The organism is Agrobacterium tumefaciens (genome assembly GCA_025560025.1).
Lineage (GTDB): Bacteria > Pseudomonadota > Alphaproteobacteria > Rhizobiales > Rhizobiaceae > Agrobacterium.
The window spans coordinates 743,437-766,851 of sequence record CP048485.1 but is presented as its reverse complement, the minus strand read 5'-3'; the positions used below and the strand labels follow the sequence as shown (position 1 = coordinate 766,851).

Genomic DNA, 23,415 nt, shown 5'->3' with positions numbered 1-23,415 from the left:
CAATGCCATGCGAAGCGTTGGCGACGCGCGGTAGGGAAGTCGAATAGAGGGACGAGCGCATGGAGAATGCCGGCTTTCGCTACAAGCTCGACCCTCCTGCCAACGATCCTGATTGCGCGGTCGTGTTACTGCATGGGTCTGGCCGGACGGAAGATGATCTTGTTTCGTTTGGCCGCTCTGTCTTTCCCAATGGAATTCTCTTTGCACCGAGAGGCGCGATCCCCTGGGAAGACGGGTTCGCATTTTTCCGCAGGACGCCCGACAGGCGGCTGGATCTCGACGATCTGAAACATCAGGCCGAGAGCCTTTGTCGGTTCGTCGACGTCGTGTTTCAGAAGACGGGAGAGCGTCCCTTCCTCGTTGGATATTCGAACGGGGCGATCATCGCGGCTGAAACGCTTTATCAAAATCACCGTCTGTCGAGAGGCGCCATTCTGCTTCGGCCGCTATCGCCGCGGCATGGCCAGCATTTTCCGGCCCTGACCGGATATCCCACGCTTCTGCTGGCGGGCACCCATGACGAGCGGCGGCACCCTTCGGATGCACCGTATCTGGCAGATCAGCTTGAAAAAGCAGGGGCCACCGTTGTGCTGGAGACGATCACAACGGGTCATGGCTGGGCGCCAGATGCGGCAGACGAACGCCTGTCCCGTCAATGGCTATATGATCATCAAACAGGCTAGGTATTGCGGCCTGAGCGCAGCGATCAGAGCTGCGGCTCTTCCTCCAGCAATGCGCGCACGAAATCGAACATGCCGTGGCGGCGGTCGCGGCGGACGCGTTCAGCCTTGACGATCGCCTCGATCGCCTCGAAGGCGGCCTGCAGGTCATCATTGAGGATGACATAGTCATAATCGCGCCAGTGCTCTATTTCGGAGCGAGAATTGAGGAGCCGGGTCTTTATCACTTCTTCAGTGTCTTCGGCGCGGCGGTGCAGGCGCGATTGCAGCTCTGTCATGGTCGGCGGCAGGATGAAAATGGACACGACATCCGCCTTCATCTTGTCCTGCAGCTGTTCGGCACCCTGCCAGTCGATGTCGAACAGCATGTCGCGTCCGGCAGCCATCGCCACTTCCACCGGCTCGCGCGGCGTACCGTAAAAATTGCCGTGAACCTCCGCCCATTCCAGCAGTTCTTCGTTATCGCGCATGCGCTCAAAATCGCGCTTGGAGATGAAGTGGTAGTGGATGCCTTCTATCTCGCTATGACGGCGCGCGCGCGTGGTGACGCTGACGGACAGGCTGATATTCTTGTCCTTTTCGAGCAGGTTGCGGGCGATCGTGGATTTGCCCGCGCCCGATGGCGACGAAATCACCAGCATCAGCCCTCGACGGGCAATCGTGACGGGGGAATCGTTCATCGGGACCATGGGTCTACTCCAGATTTTGGACCTGCTCGCGGAACTGGTCGATAACCACTTTCAGCTCTATGCCTGCTGCGGTTACCGCACTGGCGTTCGATTTGGAACAGATTGTATTCGACTCGCGGTTAAATTCCTGTGCAAGAAAATCGAGCTTGCGGCCGACAGGCCCGCCATTTTTCAAAAGCTCGCGTGATGCCTGTACATGGGAATGCAGCCGGTCGATCTCTTCACGCAGATCGGCCTTGGTGGCGATCAGCGCCGCCTCCGCGTGAAGACGGTCACGATCAAGCCCGTGCATGCCCTCGCCGATCAGGGCGATCTGCTGGGCAAGCCGTGCGGCGATCTGTTCGGGCTGGCGGGAAGGATCGTTTTCAATGATGGCGGCAAGCTGTTCGATCCTGTCGATATGGCCGGAGAGGATGGCAAACAGGGAAGCACCTTCCCGCTCGCGCATGTCCTTCAGCTTTTCGACGGCGGCGGCAAAACCGGCAAGTACATCACTGTTGCGCGCCGCCTGCGCCTCGGCGTCATCTTCCGCCTCGCGAAAATCGACCAGACCGCGCAGCGACAGCAACGTATCGAAGCTCAATGGCTTGTCGTCAACGACATCACCAAGCTCTTTCTTCAGGGCGAGAACCGCCGCAAGGGCATCGCGGTTTATCACCGCTTCCAGCCGGTTTTCCGCAATAGACAGCGTCAATCCCGCCTGGATATTGCCGCGGGACAGATGCGCACCGGCGATCTCCCGCAGGCTCGTTTCCAGCGCTTCCAGACCGGTCGGCAGACGCAGGCGCACATCCAGACCCTTGCCATTGACCGAACGCAGCTCCCACGCCCAGCGGTAACGGCCGGATGTTCCCTCGCTGCGCGCGAAACCGGTCATCGATTGCAATGTCATCGTTGGAAAGCCCCCATCATGCCTTTAAAAAACCGGGCCTTGCGATCACAGGGCCCGGTCAGGATTATCAGTTGTTAGCGGGTTTTTCCGCCTCTGCGCCGCCGGGCTGACCATCCACGGCAACATCGGGATTGGCGCCGGCGGCCGCCTTTTCCGCTTCGATCTTACGCCAGCGGCGCACATTGGCGTTGTGCTCGTCCAGCGTCTTGGCAAAGACGTGACCGCCCGTGCCATCAGCCACGAAATAGAGGTCGTCGGTACGCCATGGATTGGCGACAGCCTCAAGTGCGGCACGTCCCGGATTGGCGATAGGAGACGGTGGCAAGCCCTTGATAACATAGGTATTGAACGGCGTCTGCTTCTGCAGGTCCGACTGGTAGATCGGCCTGTCGGACGGCTTGCCGTCACCGCCGAACAGACCATAGATGATCGTCGGGTCGGATTGCAGGCGCATGCCCTTCTTCAGACGGTTGTAGAAGACGGAAGCCACATGGGCGCGCTCGTCATCCTTGCCGGTTTCCTTTTCCACGATAGAGGCGAGCGTCACGAATTCCTCGACCGTCTTGATCGGCAAATCGGGGTCGCGCCGCTCCCAGATCATGTCGATCAGCTTGTCCTGCGCGGCACTCATCTGGTTGATGATTTCCTCGCGCTTGGTGCCGCGGGTGAAGCGGTAGGTATCGGGGCGCAGGCTGCCTTCCGGCGGCAGGGCCGAGGGCAATTCGCCGTCCAGCACTTCATCTGCTCCAAGACGCGCGAACATCTGCTTGACGGTGAGGCCTTCGGGAAGGGAGACGGAGTAAAGAATCGACTTGCCGGATTCCAGCAGCATCATGATGTCTTTCATCGATGCGCCGGCCTTGATCTCGTATTCACCCGCCTTAAGGGTCTGGTCCTTTTGCAGGTAGCTGCCGGTCATCAGGCGGAAGACACGGGCGTTTGATACGACATCGTTACGCTCGAGATTATTGGCGATCTCGATGAGACCGGCGCCGTTGCGCACCGTGAAATGCGTGTTCGTCTGCAGCGGGCCTGGCTCCTGGAACGCATTGATCATGTAATAGAAAGCTGCAATGGCCAGAACGCAGACGGCAACCGCAAGCGTCATCAGGAAATTCAGGAAGATCACCAGCTGGCCATGGGCCTTGCGGGAGCGCTTCGGCGGCGCCGGCACCTTTTCCGGCCGCAGCGCTTCCGTCGGGGATTTCGGAATGATCGGGCCGCGATTGCCTTCGCCCGCACCGTTTTGTCCCTGGCTGTTCTGGTTCGTGTCGCTCACCGTCGGTCCTTTTCAGTTCGGCGTTGTCAGCGCTTTTTGCGCAGGTAATGCGGCAAAAACAGGTTCGGAATGTCTTCCTGCACCACATAGAGATATCGTGAAGTCGTCTTTGTCTTGCTTCACGAATCGTCGTTTCGGGCAAAGCCGGTCAAGGGAAGCTGTTTGCAGCGGCAGATCACCCTGAAACGGCAACCAACTTTCCATAAACGACTACAATATCGGCGCGAAAATCGAAATGGCTTTCGCAGGCCGCAATGCGTTCTTCAAATGAAAGAGCGCGCCTCATGCGCCCGGCGGGAGGGAGCCGCACCCGCTTGAAACGGTCTGCGGCACCGGGTCGCAACCGCGACGGCAAGGGCCGCCGCGATTTAATCTTCTGGTCCCCGCATGTCCTTATCCCAAAACCGCTGCGCATTTTTGGGAGACATGGTCTAGGCTTCGTAACGACGCAGTACGAGGGAGGCGTTGGTGCCGCCGAAACCGAAGGAATTCGAGAGCGCCACATTGACCTGACGCTTGCGCGCCTTGTGCGGCACCAGATCGATCTTCGTTTCCACATCGGGATTATCGAGGTTCAATGTCGGCGGTACGATGTTGTCGCGGATCGCAAGCGTCGCGAAAATGGCTTCGATCGCACCCGCCGCACCGAGAAGATGGCCGGTGGCCGACTTGGTCGACGACATCGAGATCTTCGGGGCCGAATCGCCCACGAGCCGCTCGACGGCACCAAGCTCGATCGTGTCGGCCATGGTGGAGGTGCCGTGGGCGTTGATATAGTCGATATCGTCAGGCGTGAGACCTGCGCGCTTCAGCGCCATCGCCATGCAGCGATAGGCACCCTCGCCGTCCTCGGACGGAGCCGTGATGTGGTAGGCGTCACCGGAAAGGCCATAACCGACGACTTCGGCATAAATCTTCGCGCCGCGCGCCTTGGCATGTTCCAGCTCTTCCAGAACGACGATGCCCGCACCTTCACCCATGACGAAACCATCGCGGTCACGGTCATAGGGGCGCGAGGCCTTTTCCGGATTGTCATTGTGCTGGGTGGAGAGCGCCTTGCAGGCGGCGAAACCGGCAAGCGCAATGCGGCAGACCGGCGATTCGGCGCCACCCGCGACCATGACGTCGGCATCGCCGAAAGCGATCAGCCGGGCGGCATCGCCAATGGCGTGCGCGCCGGTCGAGCAGGCCGTCACAACGGCATGGTTCGGTCCGCGCAGCTTGTGGCGGATGGAGACCTGGCCGGAAACGAGGTTGATCAGACGGCCGGGAATGAAGAATGGAGAAATGCGGCGCGGACCCTTGTCGCGCAGCGTATAACCCGCCTCGACAATGCCTTCCAGACCACCAATGCCGGAACCGATCAGAACGCCTGTCGCGATCTGGTCCTCGTCCGTTTCGGGATGCCAACCGGCATCGGCAAGCGCCATGTCGGCGGCGGCCACGCCATAAAGGATGAACGGATCGATCTTGCGCTGTTCTTTGACTTCCATCCAGTCGTCGGCATTGAAGGTGCCGTTGGAGCCATCGCCGACGGGAATGCGGCAGGCGATCTTGGCTGGCAAGTCTTCGACTTCGAATTCAGTCACGAGACGGGCGCCATTCTGGCCGGCCAGCAGCCGCTCCCAGGTCACTTCCGTTCCGCATCCAAGAGGAGATACCATGCCGGTACCGGTGATAACGACACGCCTCATCGCCAACGCTCCGCCCTTATCCAAATCATCGGTCTTTTGCAGCGCCCGGCGCCATGGAACGCGGCGCAAGCGACGATGCAATATTTTTCAGTTTTCGCATGACACCCGCCGCAGACCGGTTGCGGTCGAAAGGTCGGATATCAGCCAGTACGCGCACCATTGTCGGCGCGTGCCGTCTCACGATAAAATATTGGCCCGGACAAGCCGGGCCAAGACGGGAGGGTATTTCACCTCCCCACGAAGGTCGATCAGGCCTGTGCCTTCTCGATGAACTTGACGGCGTCGCCGACAGTCAGGATCGAGTCAGCTGCGTCGTCGGGAATTTCGACGCCGAATTCTTCTTCGAAAGCCATGACCAGTTCAACGGTATCGAGCGAATCAGCGCCCAGATCGTCAATGAAGCTGGCGCCTTCAACAACCTTGTCGGCGTCAACGCCAAGATGATCAATTACAATTTTCTTTACGCGTTCTGCGATATCGCTCATGTCGGTTTCCTCGACCTTTATTTTGAAGGGAATGCCTCGCGGCACCCTGCCCTGTTAGAGCCCTCATGCGCCGTTCAAATCCGGCACTGCGGGCAAACCCGTTCAACCCGGTCCAAGCTAGACATCGTCACGCAAAATCGCAACGGCTTCCTGTCTCTCCGGGACGACTGTTCACAGTCTTGGCCCGCTTAACACGGTTTCAACCGGTCGAAAAGCCTGAAAACGCGCTAAGCACAGCGTATGACAGGCAATTTCGCCGGAAACCGGCCCGCGAGGCCTTGCGGCGCCAGCTACCCAAGAAGGTGCTTAAACAGCGCCGCAATCCTTTTAACGACGGCCTTGAGCGCCGTCAGATCATCGCCATGCCGCCGTTGACGTGCAGGGTCTGGCCGGTCATGTAGGCGGCTTCATTGGAAGCCAGATAAAGAACGGCCGAAGCGACTTCGGCACCGGTTCCCATGCGCTTCATGGGAATGGCGCCCATGATGGCGTCTTTCTGCTTGTCATTCAGCTTGCCGGTCATGGCGCTTTCGATAAAGCCCGGCGCCACGCAGTTGACGGTGACGTTGCGGGTGGCGATTTCCTGCGCCAGCGACTTCGAAAAACCGATCATGCCGGCCTTGGAGGCGCAATAGTTGGCCTGGCCGGGATTGCCGGTGACGCCGACGATGGAGGTGATGTTGATGATGCGGCCGAAACGGCGGCGCATCATCGGATGTGTCAGCTCACGCGTCAGGCGGAACATCGCCGTCAGGTTCACTTCGATGACATTGTCCCAGTCCTCGTCGCTCATGCGTACGAAGAGGCCGTCCTTGGTGATGCCGGCATTGTTGACGAGGATATCGACGCCTTCCAGCTCGGCTTCGGCCTTTTCGCCGAGCGCCTTGACCTCGGCGCGGTCGGCAAGGTTAGCCGGGAAAATCTTGACGCGCTCGCCAAGTTCCGCCGCCAGCGCTTCGAGCTTTTCAACGCGCGTGCCGTGCAGGCCGACGGTTGCGCCCTGGCTGTGCAGAAGGCGGGCGATTTCTTCGCCGATACCGCCGGTCGCGCCGGTTACGAGAGCCTTGCGGCCTGTCAGATCAAACATGGTCCGTTCCTTCTTTAGAGCAATTCCGCAAAAAGCCTTTTAGCGGTTTTGCATCGGGAATTATCGTAAAACAGAAAGCCGTTACGGGCGTAAGCCTGTTCTCAGCCGATGAGAGTGGCAAGCAGCTGATCGATATCGGCAGCGCCGTTGACGGCCACGCCGTTCACCGTCTTGTCGATGCGGCGGGCAAGGCCCGTCAGCACCTTGCCGGAGCCGATCTCATAAAGCTGCGTCACATTGTTGGCGGCGAACCATTCAACAGTTTCGCGCCAGCGCACCTGGCCCGTCACCTGCTCAACCAGCAAGGCGGCGATCTCATTGGCGTCGGAAACGGGAGCGGCGCGCACATTGGCGATAACCGGCACGACCGGGTTTTTCTTTTCGACGGTCGCCAGCGCCTCACGCATCGCTTCTGCGGCAGGCGCCATCAGCGCCGAGTGGAAGGGCGCGGAAACCGGCAGCATGATGGCGCGTTTGGCGCCCTTTTCGGAAGCGATGGCCGCAGCCTTTTCAACCGCAGCCTTGGATCCGGAAATGACCAGCTGGCCGCCGCCATTGTCATTGGCGATCTGGCAGATGCCAAGAATGGCGGCCTCCCCGCAGATCGCCGAAACCGCATCGTGCTCCAGCCCGATGATCGCCGCCATGGCGCCCTCGCCAACCGGCACGGCGGCCTGCATGGCATTGCCGCGGATGCGAAGAAGACGGGCGGTGTCGGCAATCGAGAAGGTGCCGGCGGCACAGAGCGCCGAATATTCACCGAGCGAATGGCCCGCAACATAAGAAACGGAGTCGGAGAGCTTCAGGCCGCGTGCTTCCAGAACCCGCATGACCGCCATGGACACCGCCATGAGCGCCGGCTGGGCATTCGCCGTCAGCGTCAGCGTTTCCTCCGGGCCATTCCACATGATGTCGGAAAGCTTCTGGCCAAGCGCCTCATCGACTTCCTCGAAGACGGCGCGCGCCTCTACATAAGTGTCGGCGAGTTCCTTGCCCATGCCGACGGCCTGGCTTCCCTGACCGGGAAATGTGAATGCAATACCCATGGGATGTGGTCCTTCTTGTCTGGCCTTGCCTTTATTCTTTCGGACTTCCATTCACATTCCCGCCCGCGAAGTCAAGGCTTGAAGCCCTCGGACAGCCCCACTCGCGGGGTTTTGCCGACCTATTTTCCGCATTCTTTTCATCATATTTTTTCTTGCACTGCGGCAATTCCCCATTACTTTCATGCCACTTTTCAAAACATCTCGCCAGGTACCGGGACATTTCCATGAAACAGAGACTATTGGGCCGCACGGGTATTTCCGTGTCCGAAATTTGCCTTGGCACGATGACGTGGGGCACGCAGAACACCGAAGCCGACGCGCATGCGCAGATGGATTATGCCGTTGAGAACGGTGTCAATTTCTTCGATACGGCCGAACTTTACCCCACCACGCCGGTTTCCGCCGAAACCCAGGGGCGCACAGAAGACTATATCGGCACATGGTTTGAAAAGACCGGCAAGCGCGACCAGGTCGTGCTCGCCACCAAGGTTGCCGGCTCCGGTCGCGACTATATTCGCGGCGGCCGCGACATCGACGCCGCAGCCATTCGCGAGGCGGTGGATACAAGCCTCAAGCGCCTGAAGACTGACTATATCGACCTCTACCAGATCCACTGGCCGAACCGCGGCACCTATCATTTCCGCGGCGCCTGGAGCTTCGACGCCTCGGGTCAGGAAAAGCAGCGCACGCTCGCCGAAATCACCGAGAAGCTCGAGACGCTCGGCGAACTGGTGAAAGCCGGCAAGATCCGCGCCATCGGCCTTTCCAACGAGAGCGCCTGGGGCACCCAGAAATATATCGACATCGCCGAGGCCCACGGCCTGCCGCGCGTCGCCACCATCCAGAACGAATATAACCTTCTCTATCGCAGCTTCGATCTCGACATGGCGGAAGTCGCCCATCACGAGGATGTCGGCCTGCTCGCCTATTCGCCGCTGGCGGCGGGGCTGCTTACCGGCAAGTACCAGAACGGCGCACGCCCGGCGGGTTCGCGCGCCACCATCAACAAGGACCTCGGCGGTCGGCTGCAGCCGTTTCAGGAAGCACCGGTCAAGGCCTATCTGGAGCTTGCGGCCCAGCATGGCATCGATCCGGCAAAGCTCGCCATCGCCTTCTGCCTCACGCGCCCCTTCATGGCCTCGGCCATCATCGGCGCCACCACGATCGAGCAGCTGAAGGTGGATATTGCGGCGGCCGACGTGACGCTGTCGGACGAGGTGCTGAAGGGGATCGCGGCGATCCACCGGCAATATCCGATGCCAATCTGACAGGATAATGGCGCGCTTTTTCGCCCCTTGCCCTTGCATTCCGGGCAAAATTGCGTATAAGCGCGCTGTTCACAACACCCGGTCCAATTGGCTGGTGGCTGAACGGAGGGCTGGTTTCGGTAACGAAACAGCAGGAACCATAAGGTTTTTCCGGCCTCCCGTGTCTCCGCTCTCGACCGTCTCGAACAACGCTTTTCTTGCTTTAAGGCTTTACCGCCTACCCAAGAGCAGTCGTTGAGGCTTCGCGCCGTTGCCGGGTGAAGGACGAAACGCAAGAAAGGCAAAGCTTAAATGGCTCTTTACGAACACATCTTCCTTGCCCGGCAGGATATTTCTGCCCAGCAGGTCGACGCACTTGTCGAGCAGTACAAGGGCGTTATCGAATCGTTCGGCGGTAAAGTCGGACGCGTCGAGAACTGGGGTCTGAAGTCCCTCACCTACCGCATCAAGAAGAACCGCAAGGCTCACTACGCTCTCATGGACATCGACGCTCCGGCGGCTGCAGTTCATGAAGTCGAGCGCCAGATGCGCATCAACGAAGACGTTCTTCGCTACATGACCATCGCCGTCGAAGCCCACGAAGAAGGCCCGTCCGCGATGATGCAGAAGCGCGATCGCGACGACCGTCCGCGCCGTGACGGCGACCGTCCGGACCGTGGCCCGCGTGAAGATCGTGGTCCGCGCGCACCGCGCGAAGGTGGCTTCGGCGACCGCGAAGACCGTCCGCGCCGTCCGCGCGAAGACCGTGCATAAGAAGGAGTTTTGACCAATGGCTGACGCATCCTCTTCCCAGGCACGCCGCCCGTTCCACCGTCGTCGCAAGACGTGCCCCTTCTCCGGCGCAAACGCTCCGAAGATCGACTACAAGGACGTTCGTCTCCTGCAGCGCTACATTTCCGAGCGCGGCAAGATCGTTCCTTCCCGCATCACGGCCGTTTCCCAGAAGAAGCAGCGCGAACTCGCCCAGGCGATCAAGCGCGCCCGTTTCCTCGGCCTGCTGCCTTACGTCGTAGCGTAATGAATTGAAGCGAGGCTGCGTTTCGGCGCGGCCTCGCTTTCTCCTTTGAAGCTACTGCCTTCTAAGCAGTAGGTTGAAGGCTTCCAAATCCTTCCGCGTTGGGCGCGGATCGATACCAAAAAACCCATGTTGGGGATGAGGCTCTCAGGAGCGATCCTCTAACTGCTTTAGTTTCAGCAGGACAGCGAAGTGCAAAAGTTGAACCAGACAGTGCTGATCACCGGCGTTCTCGCCGGCATATGCGCCGCGTTTCTAACGCTTGGCGCAACGGCACAGTCGTCCTTTTCCTTCCTGCTCTATGCCGGTTCGGCCATGCCCATCTTCATCGCCGGCATGGGCTGGGGCAACCGCGCCGCTGTCGTTGCGATCATCACCACGGCCATCATCGGCGCGCTTGTCATGTCGCCGCTGTTTGCGCTGACCATCGCGATCTTCACGCTGATCCCGGCGGGCTGGCTTTCGCATCTCGCCAATCTGGCACGCCCGGCCTCCGAACTTGGCGGTCCGGATGATCTGCTTGCCTGGTATCCGCTCTCCGGCATCGTCCTGCATCTTTGCCTCCTGGTTGCGGTTGCCGTCGTCATTCTTGGCTGGATGATCGGTTACGGCCCTGATCTCGTCGCCCGCATGGTCGATATCATGATGACCTCGGTGCAGAACCGCGAGCCGCTGTTCGAACCCAATGCCGAGGCGCTCGCCCAGACAAAATCGCTGCTGGTGCTGATGCTGCCGATCGTTCAGGGCGGCCTGTGGGTCATCCTTCTGTTCGCGGCCTATTATTTCGCAACCCGGCTGGTTGGTTCCTTCGGCAAGGGCCTTCGCCCGCGTGAGGACATTGCTTCCGCGCTGCGCATGCACCGCAACGCGATCTTCATTTTTCTGGCCGGCATCGTGGCCATGTTCTTCGGCGGCGTCGCCGCCATGGTTGGCGCCGTCATCTGCGGCACCTTCGGCGCAGGCTTCCTGATGGCAGGTTATGCCTCGCTGCATAAAAAAGCGCGCGGAAAGGACTGGCGTCTGCCGGTTCTTATCCTCGCTTATCTCTCGGCGGTCTTTGTCTTTCCGCTGTTCATCATTCTCGTGCTCGGCTTGAGCGACGTGCGCAGCACGATCTCGCTGACGCCTGCACGGAAAACCGACAATACGAACGAAACCAACAACTAGAAAGGATCAAGAAGATGGACGTTATTCTTCTCGAACGCATCAACAAGCTCGGCCAGATGGGCGAAACCGTCAAGGTTCGCGACGGTTACGCCCGTAACTTCCTGCTGCCGCAGGGCAAGGCGCTGCGCGCCAACGCCGCCAACAAGACCCGTTTCGAAACCGAGCGCGCAACGCTTGAAGCCCGTAACCTCGAGCGCAAGTCGGAAGCCCAGAAGGTTGCCGAAGCACTCGAAGGCAAGTCCTTCATCGTCGTCCGTTCGGCTGGCGAAACCGGTCAGCTGTACGGCTCTGTTGCTGCTCGCGACGTCGTTGAAATCCTGGCTGCCGAAGGCTTCAACATCGGCCGCAACCAGGTTGAACTGAACACGCCGATCAAGACCATCGGCCTGCACAACGTCACCCTGCACCTGCACGCCGAAGTCGAGCTTCAGGTCGAGCTGAACGTTGCCCGTTCCGCCGAAGAAGCCGAGCGTCAGTCCAAGGGCGAAAGCCTCACCTCCGCCGACGCCATCTACGGCGTTGACGAAGACGCCCTGCGTCCGGAAGACTTCTTCGATCCGGAAGCAGACCGCGACGGCGACGACGAATAAGATTTGGCCTAGCGGCCGAAGAAAAACCCCGGATGGAAACATCCGGGTTTTTTTGTTTGTGGGTTGGAGTTTGCCGTTGGATACCCCCCTCTGCCCTGCCGGGCATCTCCCCCTCAAGGGGGGAGATCGGCAAGCGGACGGCTCCCTGCCTATGGAACGGGCGAGTGCGGCATATCGATCTCCCCTTTTGAGGGGGAGATGTCCGGCAGGACAGAGGGGGGTGCCCACCATCCGCACCCTCAACGCCCACTACCTCGCCGCCGTCTCAGCCCCCTCCGGCGCCACGCTTTTGTCCACATGCACGACCACCGACATGCCCGGCGACAGATCCGCCGCCAGCGGCTGATCCGCATCAATCGCGATGCGCACGCCGACACGCTGGGCGATCTTCACGAAATTGCCTGTCGCATTGTCCGGCTTGATGACAGCGAATTCCGATCCCGTGGCGGGCGAGAACCGCTCGACGCGGCCGTTGAGCTTGCGGCGATGCAGGGCATCCACCGAGATCGTCACCGGCTGGCCGACCTGCATGCCGGAAAGCTGGGTTTCCTTGAAATTGGCGATGACCCAGACATCATGCGGCACGACCGCCATCAATTGCGTTCCCGCCGTGACATATTGACCGGTGCGCACGCCGATTTCACCGAGCCTGCCATCCACCGGCGCATGAATCTCCGTATTGTCGAGGTCGATCTTCGCAAGTTCCACCGCAGCTTCGGCATTGGCGACAGCCGCCTGCAACGAACTGCGATTGACGATGATCGTCTGCAGATCCTGTCGCGAGACCTCGAGGGCTGCTTTCGCCTGCGACAGGGATGCGCGCGCCTTTTCAAGCGCGGCATGCGCCTCTTCCTGAAGGCTTGAGGTTCCGACACCGCTCTTGATGAGATTATCCTGCCGGTCGGATGCAAGCTGCGCCTGCTTCAGAGAGGCCTCGGCGGCATCGACAGCCGCCTGGCTGGAAAGGATATTGGCATTGGCAGCGTTTTCCTGCTGACGGGAATTATCGAGCGCCGCCTTCTGCGTATCGAGCGTGGCGGCCGCCTGTGCCTGTTTCTGGCGGTAGATGCGGTCATCGATCTTCGCCAGCAAGGTGCCCTTCTTGACCTCCTGATAGTCCTTCACAGGCACGTCCACGACGTAACCGCTGACCTGCGGGCTCATGGTGGTGACGTAACCGCGCACGAAGGCGTTGTCGGTCATTTCAACGGTGGAGAGGAACGGCGGCAGCCGCCAGGCGTAAAGCACCAGTGCCACGCCGGCGAGGCCGCCGAGCAGGACGAGAATGGAAACGGGGGTAAAAAACTTCTTCAGCATTGTATCACTCTTGGAAGGTTCAAGACTGTTGTGCCGGTGCGGCATCGACATTGTCCCTCAGGAGGAACGGGCGGATGCGCAGCCATGCAAGGTGGATCAAAAGCGCGACGAGCGCCAGCGCCGAAACAACGGAGATCAGCAGGAACGTATCATTATAGGCAAGCACATAGGCCTCCTTGCTGACCTGCTGGCCGAGAAGGGAAAGCCCCTCGGCCTTCAGCAGCGCCGGGTCGGTGATGACATGGCTGTAGGCGCCGGAAAGCTGGGATACGCGCTGGGCGACTACGGGATTGGTGAGCAGGACATTTTCCACCAGTATATTGGAATGGAATTTTTCGCGCAGTGTCACGAAGCTACCGAGCAGCCCGGTCATCAGCATCGAACCCGTGATCTGGGTGAACAGGAAGATGGTGATGAAATTCACCAAGTAGGGTGCACCTCTGGCAAGGGCCGCGGCAAAACCCTTGGACATGACGGGCGGCAGGAACATGGCCGCCCCGAAGGCAATCATCATCTGGCTGAGATACATTTCGCCCGGCCGCGTCAGATTGGTGGACTGGCTGTCCATTAACGAGCCGGCGGCGATCAGCGCCAGCGCAATCACATGCGCCGTATCCACGTATTTTGTCAGCATCAGCCAGGCGCAGGCCGCACCGCCAAGCACCGTCGCCAGCAACACCAGCGCATAAAGCGTCGTCGTCTGGTCGTTCAGCAGGCCAAGCTGCTGGTAGAAGCTGACCGCTGTTGAGGATTGTTCGGAAGAAACCGCGCGATAAACGAGCAGCACCGCAATAATATGCAGGTTGGTCTTCGAAAAAATCCAGCGCAGGTCGAGCAGCGGGTTTTTGCGCGGCAATTCGATGAAGGCCATGAGGGTCAGGAGCGCGATCGACGTTGCCAGAAGCACGCCCAGCCACCATGTTTCGAACCACCAGTAGAACCGGCCAAGGGTAAGCATGACCGCAAGACAGCCGAGACCGCCCGCAAACAGCAGATAGCTCAGAATGTCCATGCGCTCGATGACTTTCGCACGCGGCGGCGGCGTGACTTTCAGCACATAGATCATCGCGAAGGAGATCAGCGCAAACCCCACCTCCATGGAATAAAGCGCGTTCCAGCCATCGATTTCCAAAAGAGAGGGCGAAACGATGCGGGCGATGGGTGCCGACAGCAAGGTGCCGGTCAGCGCGATGCTGAAACCGAGCGAGAATTTCCGCGCGGGCGGAAAGGCTTCCAGAATGTAGAGAAAGCCGAGCGACGAAATCGGCGCGGCGGCCATGCCGCTGACGAAACGGATAACGATGGCCGAATGCAGGTCTGTCACGAAGAGGTTTAGGCAGGAAGCGACCACAAAGGCGATGATCGAGAGTTCGGCAAAGGGCCGCAGGCCATATTGCGCCCTGATCTTGAAGAGAGCGATGGAAAATGTGGCATAGGGCGCCATATAGGCGGCGGAGAGCCATGCCACTTCCGCCACTGTTGCGGAAAACTCGCCCTGAAGCTGGTAGATATTGGCCATGACGAGGTTCATGCCCAGACCCTGGGTGATGAAGAACGACAGGCCCGCGAAGATGAAGCACAGCCGCAGCCACACCGGCCGTTCTACCGGTTGCGGCGCGGCGGGAACGGCAGCTTCCGGCGCGGTCTCGCTTGTACCTGCATCGCTCAGCGACGTGCTGGCCTGCTCTTCCGGAATGTCGTCCGGCTTGACGGTCGCTTCTGTATTTGCGGGAGCGGCCTCATCCGTTGTCTGCGGCAACACGGTGCTCACGATTGCACCCTCCCGCTTGCCAGATTTTGCAGATTGGCGGAAAGCCGGCGCATGACATCAAGCGCCATTGCGAGTTCCTGCGAGGAAATATCGGCAGCGATTTCCGAACGCAGCGATTTCGCCACCGCCTGCACCGTCTGCGAGGTCTTCTCTCCTTCCGCTGTCATGTGAATGCGTTTGGCGCGGCGGTCGTTTTCGTCGGAGCGGCGTTCGATGAGGTTCTGTTTCTCCATGCCATCCAGCACGCGCACCAGCGTGGGCGTTTCGATTTCCATTTCCTCGGCAAGTTCAGTCTGGGTTAAAGGCCCGCGCCGCGACAGGGCAAAAAGCGCACGCGCACGCGCCAGCGTCAGGCCGCTTTCCCCTACCCTCGCGTCGAAAAACGCGCGCAGTTTGCGGGTAAAAGCGGAGACTTCATCCAGAAGCTGTTCCTTGTCGGTCTCGCGGGACATATCAGCCAGCCTTATAATTAGCACACTACTTATTTTCTGCCTATTTATTCGTAAGCCTGACGATTTTCAAGTTTCTTTCATGCCGGGTCTGCCATGCGGTAAACTCATGGCAGCGAATCACGTTGCCGGGAAATGCCAGCACCTCGTTCCCACCCGCCTGTGGATTGCTGGGGACAACTGAAGATGTGATCCAGCTTTTCAGAACGGACGTCAGCCTGCCGTATAGTGTTGCAACAATATCATTGACTGCCATGCCCCAGGAAGCCAAACCCGATGTTTAAGGACAAGGCAAAGGGAGATCGCGCAAACCATGAACGACGCTGTGAGAAAGATCACCCCCGCGCAGCCGGCGGAACCGCATTACCGCGAAGCGCCGAACAACATCGAGGCCGAACAGGCGCTGCTTGGCGCCATCCTCGTCAATAACGACGCCTATTACCGCGTGTCGGACTTCCTGAAGCCCGTGCATCTTTACGAACCCTTGCATCGCAAGATTTTCGAGGTGGCGGGCGATATCATCCGCATGGGCAAAACCGCCAATCCGGTGACGATAAAGACCTTCCTGCCGGCCGACGACAAGATCGGCGACCTGACCGTGGCGCAATATCTCGCGCGTCTTGCAGCGGAAGCCGTCTCCATCATCAATGCGGAAGATTACGGCCGCGCGATTTACGATCTGGCGCTGCGTCGCGCGCTGATCCAGATCGGCGAGGATGTCGTCAACATCGCCTATGACGCGCCGCTCGACATGCCGCCGCAGGCGCAGATCGAGGACACCGAGCGCCGCCTGTTCGAACTGGCGGAAACCGGCCGTTACGATGGCGGCTTCCAGTCGTTCAACGATGCAGTGGCGCTGGCGATCGACATGGCGGGGGCCGCCTTCGAGCGCGACGGCAATCTCTCCGGCATCTCCACCGGCATTCATTCACTCGACGCCCGCATGGGCGGTTTGCAGCGTTCCGACCTTATCGTGCTTGCCGGTCGCCCGGGTATGGGCAAGACCTCGCTTGCCACCAACATCGCCTATAACATCGCCGCGTCCTATGATCAGGAAGTGCAGCCCGATGGTTCGTTCAAGGCGAAAAACGGCGGTGTCGTCGGCTTCTACTCCCTCGAAATGTCGTCCGAACAGCTGGCGACCCGTATCATTTCCGAGCAGACCGAAGTGTCGTCCTCGAAAATCCGTCGCGGTGACATTACCGAGGCCGATTTCGAAAAGCTCGTCGCCTGCTCCCAGATGATGCAGAAGGTGCCGCTTTACATCGACCAGACCGGTGGTATCTCCATCGCCCAGCTTTCCGCCCGCGCCCGTCGCCTGAAGCGTCAGCGCGGCCTCGATGTTCTGGTCGTCGACTATATTCAGCTGATGACCGGCGGCGGCAAGGGCGGCGAAAACCGCGTGCAGGAAATCACCCAGATCACCACGGGCCTGAAGGCGCTTGGCAAGGAACTCAATGTTCCCATCATCGCGCTGTCACAGCTCTCCCGTGCGGTGGAAAGCCGCGAGGACAAGCGCCCACAGCTTTCCGACCTGCGTGAATCGGGCTCCATCGAGCAGGACGCCGACGTGGTGCTGTTCGTGTTCCGTGAGGAATATTATGTGAAAAACATGGAGCCGCGTGACCCCGGCGATGTGAAATATGCCGAATGGGAAGCACATTTCGACCGGGTGAAGGGCACGGCTGATGTCATCATCGCCAAGCAGCGCCACGGACCGACCGGCACGGTAAAGCTCGCCTTCCAGTCCGAATTCACCCGCTTTGCGGATCTGGCCGACCCGAGCTTCAGCCAATACGAAGAGCATTGATCTCATATGCATATTTGAGGGCGAATGGTTTCGCCCTCAACCTATGCCTCAGGTTTGGAATGGAACGAACGGAGTCTTTTCAGGACCTTGGCCGTATTGTTTCACAATCCGATTCCGCGCAGCAGCGCGACGCTGACGACGCCGAGTGTGGCGGCCGGCAGCAGGCTGAGGCGGAGTGCCGCGATTGCGGTTACCGCGCAGGCAATTGTCTCCGCCAGTCCGCTTGCCAGCGCCGTCGGCGTGACGACGGCCATCAGAACGGCAGGCGGAACCACACCGAGCGCCTTTTTCAGACGCGGCGTCAGGGTGAAATGACTGACCAGCAGCAGGCCGCCAAGACGCGTGGCGACGGTTGCCGCCATCATGGCCAGAATCGCCAGCAGGGTATTCATATCGAGCGTCATGCCGGCTGCTCCGCCTGCTCTTCATGACCGAAGGCTGCGACGGCAAGCCCCGCCAGCGCGCCGGCTGCAATATACCAGGCGCCCGGAACCAGCGTATGGGTGAGATAGGCGGCGGCGGCACTTGCCAGCAGCACGAAACCGGTTTCCCTGCCCTTCCAAAAGCCCATGAGCAACACGATGAAGACAGCCGGGAAGGCGAAATCCAGACCGATCACCGACATGTCACCCATGACAGAGCCGAGCAGCGCGCCTGCCAGAGTGGCGAGGTTCCAGACGAGATAGATCGATAGCGCGGCCCCCGTGAAGAAGGCTGCCGTCAGCCTGCCGGCAATGACCCTGAATTCCGACAGCGCCCAGGATTCGTCGGTCAAAACCAGCATGGCCGCATATTTTCGCCAGCCGGTAAAATCGTCCAGCTTGCCGGCGATGGAAGCACTCATCAGCACGTGGCGCAGATTGACCAGCAGTGCTGCGAAACCGAGCCCGCTCCAGCTTGCCGGATGCATCCACAGATCCATGGCCACAAATTGCGAGCCGCCGGCAAAGACCAGCAGCGACATCAGCGAGGCTTCCAGCGGCGACAGGCCCTTGCCAATGGCGACCGCGCCAAACACCACGCCAATCGGCACCATGGCGACAAGCAGCGGGGCGGCGGCCCTCAACCCCGCGCCGAATTCCGAGCGCTTTTCCGATACGAACATCGCATTCTCCCTTGCAGAAGAAGGCGATTACGCCCGGCAGGCCACCTCGTCTTGAACGAAAGTGACATTGCGGCGAAGAAACGCGGGCGGAGATCACGCCACGCGGAATTGCCCCGGCGTGACGCCAGTGCGCGCCTTGAAATGCCGGGTAAAATGCGCCTGATCGGCAAAACCGCACAGCACCGCCACCTCGGCCGGCGTCTCACCGGCACGCAGAAGGCGGCGCGCCTGCCGGATGCGCACATCCGTCAGATAGGCGTGCGGGGTGATATGAAACTCCTTGCGAAAGGCGCGGATGAGGTGGGCGCGACTGAGACCGGCAATCGAGGCCAGTTCCTCAAGACCGATATCGGTCTCGTAATTGTCGGAAAGATAATCCCTCGCGGTATGGACCGCAGTTTTCTCGCGGGTTTCGACGGGCAGGATGATGGCGCTGCCGTGCCGGCCGAACAAAGCGGCGAGAACCGAGAACATGCCCTCATCCGCTTCCAGAGCGCCGGACCCCGCCTCCAGCCGGCGATGCGCCATCTGGAAAGCGATGGCCATCTGTGGATCGCGCGGCAGAAACCGGGGGAAAGACGGCGTGCCGTGAAAGGCCCTGCCCGTCACATCCTCGATAATGTCGCGCAGCAGCAATCTGTCGGGATAGATCATGCGGTAGCGATAACCGCCGCCGCCCGGCGCGCCATCGTGAATCTCGTCCGGGTTGATCAGATAGAGATGACCCGGCCCCGTCTGTTCGGTGGTGCCCTGAATGGTGGAGATCTGCGAGCCGCTTTCAATCGCGCCGATGGAGAAGGTGTCATGCGCATGCGGGGAATATTCATGCGTCAGGAACGTCGCGCTCAGACATTCCATGCCGCCAAAACGCCGGTCGCGCCAGAAACGCGTGGTTTCCGTCGCGGCAATAGGCATGACGTCTATGGCCTGTTCCTGCGAAACATTGTGCATGGAACGAGTTTAAAGCATTCGATCCTTACCGTCTTGAACAAAAGTGCTAGGGTCTGGCTGGTTCCAAATCAACCGGACGCATGGCATGACAGACGACTTCGAAGATACATTTGCTGAAAACGAAACCGACGCTTTTGAACACGCGCCGCTAAGGCTGACCGTTGATCTCGGCGCGCTCGCCGATAATTGGCGGGACATGAAGAAGCGGTCCGGCAAGGCGCGGACGGCGGCTGTCGTCAAGGCCGATGCCTATGGTCTCGGTATCGAGGATTGCGGGGCGACGCTTTACCATGCCGGCGCGCGCGATTTCTTCGTGGCGACGGTGGCCGAGGGGGCGACGCTGCGCTCCTACGCCCCGGAAGCGCGCATTTTCGTGCTGTCAGGCATATGGCAGGGCCAGGAACGTCAGGTTTTCGACAATGATCTGGTGCCGGTTCTGGCCTCCGAGGAGCAGCTGTCCTTCTGGATGGCGACGGTTGCCGAGCGCGGCGACCACCCCTGCGCGCTGCATGTCGATACCGGTTTCAACCGCTTGGGACTACCGCTCGAGGACGCGCTGTTTCTGGCCGACGACGTGACGCGGCCGGCGAGTTTCGATCCGGTTCTGGTGCTGTCGCACCTCGCCTGCGCCGACACGCCCTCCTCGCCAATGAACAGGGTTCAACTCGAATCATTTCGAAAGGTTAGCGCCGCTTTCGAAGGAATCGAATCAAGCCTGTCGGCTTCTGCCGGCATCTTTCTGGGACCTGACTATCATTTCGATCTCACCCGCCCCGGCATCGCGCTTTATGGTGGCGAAGCGGTCAACGAGGTGGTCAATCCCATGCGGCCTGTCGCCAAGGCCGAAGCGAGGATCATCCAGATTCGTGAGGCGGGCGAAGGCCAGACCGTGAGTTATGGCGGCACTTTCCTGCTGAAGCGTGCAAGCCGTCTTGCCATCGCTTCCGTGGGTTATGCGGATGGATACCAGCGTTCGCTTTCCGGTTCCGGCATTCCACTGCGCGAAATGGGCCATGGCGGCGCCTATGGCGTCGTCAACGGCCACAGGGTGCCGGTCGCCGGCCGTGTGACCATGGACCTCACCATTTTCGACGTGACGGATATTCCGGCCAATGCCACCCGTGCTGGCGACTATATCGAGCTTTTCGGTCCCAATGTGCCGGTCGACGAGACCGCGCGGGCGGCCGGCACCATCGGCTATGAAATGCTGACGGGGCTTGGCCTGCGTTACGAGCGACAATATCTGATGGCCGACGACTGAGCCGCGTCTTTAACCCTTGGAAAGCGGCCGCGACCTGTGCTAGAAGAGAACAAAAGGAGATCGAAATGCCCGAAATCCATTTGAGCGAGCAGGACGAAAAGTTCATCGCGGAGCAGGTGGCGGCGGGCATCTACAGCGATGCGGACGCGGTTATTCATGCGAGCCTGCAATTGTTGAGCAGTGACGAAGGCAAGAGAGCCGCCCTTAAATTGCTGATACAGGAGGGCATTGATGATGCGGAAGCCGGACGGGTTCACCGTTATGCCTCCCAGGAAGACTTTCTGAGCGATATCAAACGCGTTGCTGCGCAACAAAAAACGGGGATCGATCATTAAGATTCGGATCCCTGTATGGACCACCAGGGCGAGGCGCGATCTCGTTGACGATCATGCCTATATCGAGACTGAAAATCCCCTTGCTGCGGATCGCCTCGTTCTTGATATCTACAATAAAATCGAATCGGCGGCGGTACTTGGTTTGACCGGCGTTTCAAGAGGTGGATACGGCGTTGGGATTCGCAGTATTGCGTACCGGGAGCGCGTGATTTTCTTTCGTGTCAGCGATAGCGAGCTTACCGTCATGCGCGTGCTTCACGGCCACCAAGACATCTCCGCCGACCATTTCAAACAAGAAGAAAACTGACACAAGATGGCCAAAGCCAAGACCCAATTCGTGTGCCAGAACTGCGGCACGGTTCACACCCGCTGGGCGGGAAAATGCGAAGGCTGCGGCGAGTGGAATACCATCGTCGAGGAAGACCCGATGGGTGGCATCGGCTCCGGGCCGGGCAAGACACCCAAGAAGGGTCGGCCTGTGACCCTCACCTCGCTTTCCGGCGAGATCGAGGAAGCGCCGCGCATTCCTACCGGCATCAGTGAACTCGACCGGGCGACCGGCGGCGGTTTCGTGCGCGGTTCGGCGGTTTTGATCGGCGGCGATCCGGGCATCGGCAAATCAACGCTCCTCATGCAGGCCGCAGCGGCTCTTTCGCGGCGCGGGCATCGCATCATCTATGTCTCGGGCGAAGAGGCGGTGGCGCAAGTGCGCCTGCGCGCGCAGCGTCTCGGGGCTGCGGAAACCGATGTGCTGCTGGCGGCGGAAACCAATGTCGAGGATATTCTGGCAACGATTTCCGAAGGCAAGCGGCCCGATCTCGTCATCATCGATTCCATTCAGACGCTGTGGAGCGATACGGCCGATTCCGCCCCCGGCACGGTGACGCAGGTGCGCACCGGCGTGCAGGCGATGATCCGTTTCGCCAAGCAGACAGGCGCGACCATGGTGCTCGTCGGCCATGTCACCAAGGAAGGCCAGATCGCCGGCCCGCGCGTGGTCGAGCACATGGTCGATGCCGTGCTTTATTTCGAAGGCGACCGCGGACATCATCACCGCATCCTGCGCACCGTCAAGAATCGCTTCGGGCCAACCGATGAAATCGGTGTGTTCGAAATGTCGGATCGCGGCCTTCGGGAAGTCTCCAACCCCTCCGAACTGTTTCTCGGCGAGCGCAACGAAAAGTCGCCGGGTGCTGCGGTTTTTGCCGGCATCGAGGGCACGCGGCCCGTGCTTGTCGAAGTGCAGGCGCTGGTCGCTGCCACGTCGCTGGGTACGCCACGTCGCGCCGTGGTCGGCTGGGACAGTTCCCGCCTTGCCATGATTCTGGCCGTGCTGGAGGCCCATTGCGGCGTGAAGCTCGGCCAGCATGACGTTTATTTGAATGTCGCCGGCGGCTACCGTATTTCCGAACCGGCCGCCGATATGGCGATTGCCTCGGCGCTCGTTTCCTCGCTTGCCGGTCTTGCCCTGCCCGCCGATTGTGTTTATTTCGGCGAAATCAGCCTGTCGGGCGCGGTTCGGCCGGTCTCGCATACGGGCCAGCGATTGAAAGAAGCTGAAAAACTTGGCTTTTCCGCCGCACTTCTGCCTTCTGCTTCGGCTGAATTGCCGAAAGGCGGCAAGGGACGCTGGACGGAAATCGAAAGCCTTCCGGACCTCGTGGCCCGCATCGCCGGCTCCGGCAACCGGTTCAAACAGGTTGAGGACGACGAATATTGATCCTTTCGCCAAGGGAAACAGTGGTGTAAGAGGATCGCAAAATTGGCAAGGCAGCGTCTGACAAGGCGTCGCACCTCCGGAGTTGGTATATGCCCATTACAATTTTCGACGGCATCGTCATCGCCGTTGTTCTTTTCTCCGCCCTTCTAGCAATGGTGCGCGGTTTTTCACGCGAGATTCTGTCGATTGCGAGCTGGGGCGGCTCGGTCGCCGCTGCCTATTATCTCTATCCGGTCCTGCTGCCCTATGCGCGCAACTATACGGATGACGACAAGATCGCCATTGCCGGTTCGGCGGGCGTCGTCTTCCTCGTCTCGCTGATCGTGATTTCCTTCATCACCTCGCGCATTGCCGATTTCATCATCGACAGCCGCATCGGCGCGCTGGATCGCACGCTCGGTTTCCTGTTCGGCGCGGCGCGCGGCATTCTGCTGCTTGTCGTCGCGGTCGCCTTCTGGAACTGGCTGGTGGATGTGAAGACGCAGCCGGAATGGGTGACACAGGCCAAGTCCAAGCCCTTCCTCGATGGGCTGGTGGGCAAGCTGGAGGCGGTTCTGCCTGACGATATCGAGCCGCAGATTCGCGCCCGCATTCTCGGAAAACCACAGGAACCGACAGCCACGCAAGCGCCTGCGGAAGATGTGCCGGCAACAAATCCGCCGGCAACGAATAATTGACACAGTGTCGCGCCTTGCAATGCATGCAAGGCGCGCTATTTGTGCTAAATATCAAGCACGACACAGACGGACCGACCGGGGGAAATACTCACCGGAGAGGTCTTTCTTTTTTTCTCGGTAGAGAGCA

General features: G+C 60.0%; 25 protein-coding genes. 12 read left to right on the top strand and 13 right to left on the bottom strand.

Features of this window, described 5'->3' with window-relative positions:
* Window positions 1-59: 59 nt before the first annotated feature.
* On the top strand, window positions 60-683 hold the full coding sequence (locus tag FY152_03765) for an alpha/beta hydrolase (GenBank protein ID UXS31253.1): 624 nt from the start codon (window positions 60-62) through the stop codon (window positions 681-683).
* Between the two features lie 23 nt (window positions 684-706).
* Here FY152_03765 and gmk read toward each other — a convergent pair whose 3' ends face one another.
* From gmk to fabD, 7 genes are all read right to left on the bottom strand, one after another.
* Window positions 707-1,369, bottom strand: coding sequence for a guanylate kinase (gmk, locus tag FY152_03760; GenBank protein UXS31252.1), 663 nt, complete (start codon window positions 1,367-1,369; stop codon window positions 707-709).
* 4 nt (window positions 1,370-1,373) lie between these two features.
* Complete coding sequence (locus FY152_03755; GenBank protein ID UXS31251.1) at window positions 1,374-2,261, bottom strand: YicC family protein; 888 nt, start codon at window positions 2,259-2,261, stop codon at window positions 1,374-1,376.
* Between the two features lie 67 nt (window positions 2,262-2,328).
* Complete coding sequence (gene mltG, locus FY152_03750) at window positions 2,329-3,540, bottom strand: endolytic transglycosylase MltG (GenBank protein UXS31250.1); 1,212 nt, start codon at window positions 3,538-3,540, stop codon at window positions 2,329-2,331.
* Window positions 3,541-3,971: 431 nt separating this feature from the next.
* Window positions 3,972-5,234 carry a beta-ketoacyl-ACP synthase II gene (gene fabF, locus FY152_03745; GenBank protein ID UXS31249.1) on the bottom strand — a complete coding sequence of 421 codons (1,263 nt, stop codon included), beginning with the start codon at window positions 5,232-5,234 and terminating at the stop codon, window positions 3,972-3,974.
* A 248-nt stretch (window positions 5,235-5,482) separates the two neighbouring features.
* On the bottom strand, window positions 5,483-5,719 hold the full coding sequence (locus FY152_03740; protein UXS31248.1) for an acyl carrier protein: 237 nt from the start codon (window positions 5,717-5,719) through the stop codon (window positions 5,483-5,485).
* Window positions 5,720-6,068: 349 nt separating this feature from the next.
* Window positions 6,069-6,806: a 3-oxoacyl-[acyl-carrier-protein] reductase gene (gene fabG, locus FY152_03735; protein UXS31247.1), complete on the bottom strand. Its 738-nt coding sequence runs from the start codon at window positions 6,804-6,806 to the stop codon at window positions 6,069-6,071.
* Window positions 6,807-6,907: 101 nt separating this feature from the next.
* Entirely contained in the window at window positions 6,908-7,852 is a 945-nt protein-coding gene (gene fabD / locus FY152_03730; GenBank protein UXS31246.1) for an ACP S-malonyltransferase, read from the bottom strand.
* Between the two features lie 224 nt (window positions 7,853-8,076).
* Here fabD and FY152_03725 point away from each other — a divergent pair, with 224 nt between their 5' ends.
* The 5 genes from FY152_03725 to rplI all read left to right on the top strand — a co-directional run bounded on the left by FY152_03725 (window position 8,077) and on the right by rplI (window position 11,892).
* Entirely contained in the window at window positions 8,077-9,120 is a 1,044-nt protein-coding gene (locus FY152_03725) for an aldo/keto reductase (GenBank protein ID UXS31245.1), read from the top strand.
* Between the two features lie 291 nt (window positions 9,121-9,411).
* On the top strand, window positions 9,412-9,873 hold the full coding sequence (gene rpsF, locus FY152_03720; protein ID UXS31244.1) for a 30S ribosomal protein S6: 462 nt from the start codon (window positions 9,412-9,414) through the stop codon (window positions 9,871-9,873).
* 16 nt (window positions 9,874-9,889) lie between these two features.
* Window positions 9,890-10,138, top strand: coding sequence for a 30S ribosomal protein S18 (rpsR, locus tag FY152_03715; GenBank protein UXS31243.1), 249 nt, complete (start codon window positions 9,890-9,892; stop codon window positions 10,136-10,138).
* Between the two features lie 189 nt (window positions 10,139-10,327).
* Window positions 10,328-11,302 (top strand): DUF2232 domain-containing protein, encoded by a 975-nt coding sequence (locus tag FY152_03710; GenBank protein UXS31242.1) that lies wholly within the window; start codon window positions 10,328-10,330, stop codon window positions 11,300-11,302.
* Window positions 11,303-11,316: 14 nt separating this feature from the next.
* The gene (rplI, locus tag FY152_03705; protein ID UXS31241.1) at window positions 11,317-11,892 is read left to right on the top strand and encodes a 50S ribosomal protein L9; all 576 of its coding nucleotides are present in this window, start codon (window positions 11,317-11,319) and stop codon (window positions 11,890-11,892) included.
* 249 nt (window positions 11,893-12,141) lie between these two features.
* On the opposite strand, the gene FY152_03700 is transcribed toward rplI, so the two are convergent.
* Genes FY152_03700 through FY152_03690 form a run of 3 tightly spaced genes read right to left on the bottom strand, consistent with a single transcriptional unit; the run spans window position 12,142 to window position 15,432 of the window.
* Window positions 12,142-13,209: an HlyD family secretion protein gene (locus FY152_03700; GenBank protein ID UXS31240.1), complete on the bottom strand. Its 1,068-nt coding sequence runs from the start codon at window positions 13,207-13,209 to the stop codon at window positions 12,142-12,144.
* A gap of 19 nt (window positions 13,210-13,228) precedes the next feature.
* On the bottom strand, window positions 13,229-14,980 hold the full coding sequence (locus FY152_03695) for an MFS transporter (GenBank protein ID UXS31239.1): 1,752 nt from the start codon (window positions 14,978-14,980) through the stop codon (window positions 13,229-13,231).
* The gene (locus tag FY152_03690; protein ID UXS31238.1) at window positions 14,977-15,432 is read right to left on the bottom strand and encodes a MarR family transcriptional regulator; all 456 of its coding nucleotides are present in this window, start codon (window positions 15,430-15,432) and stop codon (window positions 14,977-14,979) included. The genes FY152_03695 and FY152_03690 overlap by 4 nt, the downstream gene beginning before the upstream one ends.
* Before the next feature lie 310 nt (window positions 15,433-15,742).
* On the opposite strand from FY152_03690, the gene FY152_03685 reads away from it, so the two are divergent.
* The gene (locus FY152_03685; protein ID UXS31237.1) at window positions 15,743-17,239 is read left to right on the top strand and encodes a replicative DNA helicase; all 1,497 of its coding nucleotides are present in this window, start codon (window positions 15,743-15,745) and stop codon (window positions 17,237-17,239) included.
* 101 nt (window positions 17,240-17,340) lie between these two features.
* Here FY152_03685 and FY152_03680 read toward each other — a convergent pair whose 3' ends face one another.
* The 3 genes from FY152_03680 to FY152_03670 all read right to left on the bottom strand — a co-directional run bounded on the left by FY152_03680 (window position 17,341) and on the right by FY152_03670 (window position 19,295).
* On the bottom strand, window positions 17,341-17,643 hold the full coding sequence (locus FY152_03680) for an AzlD family protein (protein ID UXS31236.1): 303 nt from the start codon (window positions 17,641-17,643) through the stop codon (window positions 17,341-17,343).
* On the bottom strand, window positions 17,640-18,344 hold the full coding sequence (locus FY152_03675; protein ID UXS31235.1) for an AzlC family ABC transporter permease: 705 nt from the start codon (window positions 18,342-18,344) through the stop codon (window positions 17,640-17,642). The genes FY152_03680 and FY152_03675 overlap by 4 nt, the downstream gene beginning before the upstream one ends.
* Before the next feature lie 93 nt (window positions 18,345-18,437).
* Window positions 18,438-19,295: an AraC family transcriptional regulator gene (locus tag FY152_03670; protein ID UXS31234.1), complete on the bottom strand. Its 858-nt coding sequence runs from the start codon at window positions 19,293-19,295 to the stop codon at window positions 18,438-18,440.
* An 85-nt stretch (window positions 19,296-19,380) separates the two neighbouring features.
* Here FY152_03670 and alr point away from each other — a divergent pair, with 85 nt between their 5' ends.
* The 5 genes from alr (at window position 19,381) to FY152_03645 (ending at window position 23,288) form a co-directional block, all read left to right on the top strand.
* Entirely contained in the window at window positions 19,381-20,556 is a 1,176-nt protein-coding gene (alr, locus tag FY152_03665; GenBank protein UXS31233.1) for an alanine racemase, read from the top strand.
* A gap of 65 nt (window positions 20,557-20,621) precedes the next feature.
* A complete protein-coding gene (locus tag FY152_03660; GenBank protein ID UXS31232.1) occupies window positions 20,622-20,891 on the top strand; it encodes a type II toxin-antitoxin system ParD family antitoxin in 270 nt (89 codons plus the stop codon).
* Between the two features lie 7 nt (window positions 20,892-20,898).
* Window positions 20,899-21,198: a type II toxin-antitoxin system RelE/ParE family toxin gene (locus FY152_03655; GenBank protein UXS33198.1), complete on the top strand. Its 300-nt coding sequence runs from the start codon at window positions 20,899-20,901 to the stop codon at window positions 21,196-21,198.
* Between the two features lie 6 nt (window positions 21,199-21,204).
* Window positions 21,205-22,611 (top strand): DNA repair protein RadA, encoded by a 1,407-nt coding sequence (gene radA / locus FY152_03650; protein ID UXS31231.1) that lies wholly within the window; start codon window positions 21,205-21,207, stop codon window positions 22,609-22,611.
* A gap of 89 nt (window positions 22,612-22,700) precedes the next feature.
* Entirely contained in the window at window positions 22,701-23,288 is a 588-nt protein-coding gene (locus tag FY152_03645; GenBank protein UXS31230.1) for a CvpA family protein, read from the top strand.
* The last annotated feature ends 127 nt before the right edge of the window (window positions 23,289-23,415 follow it).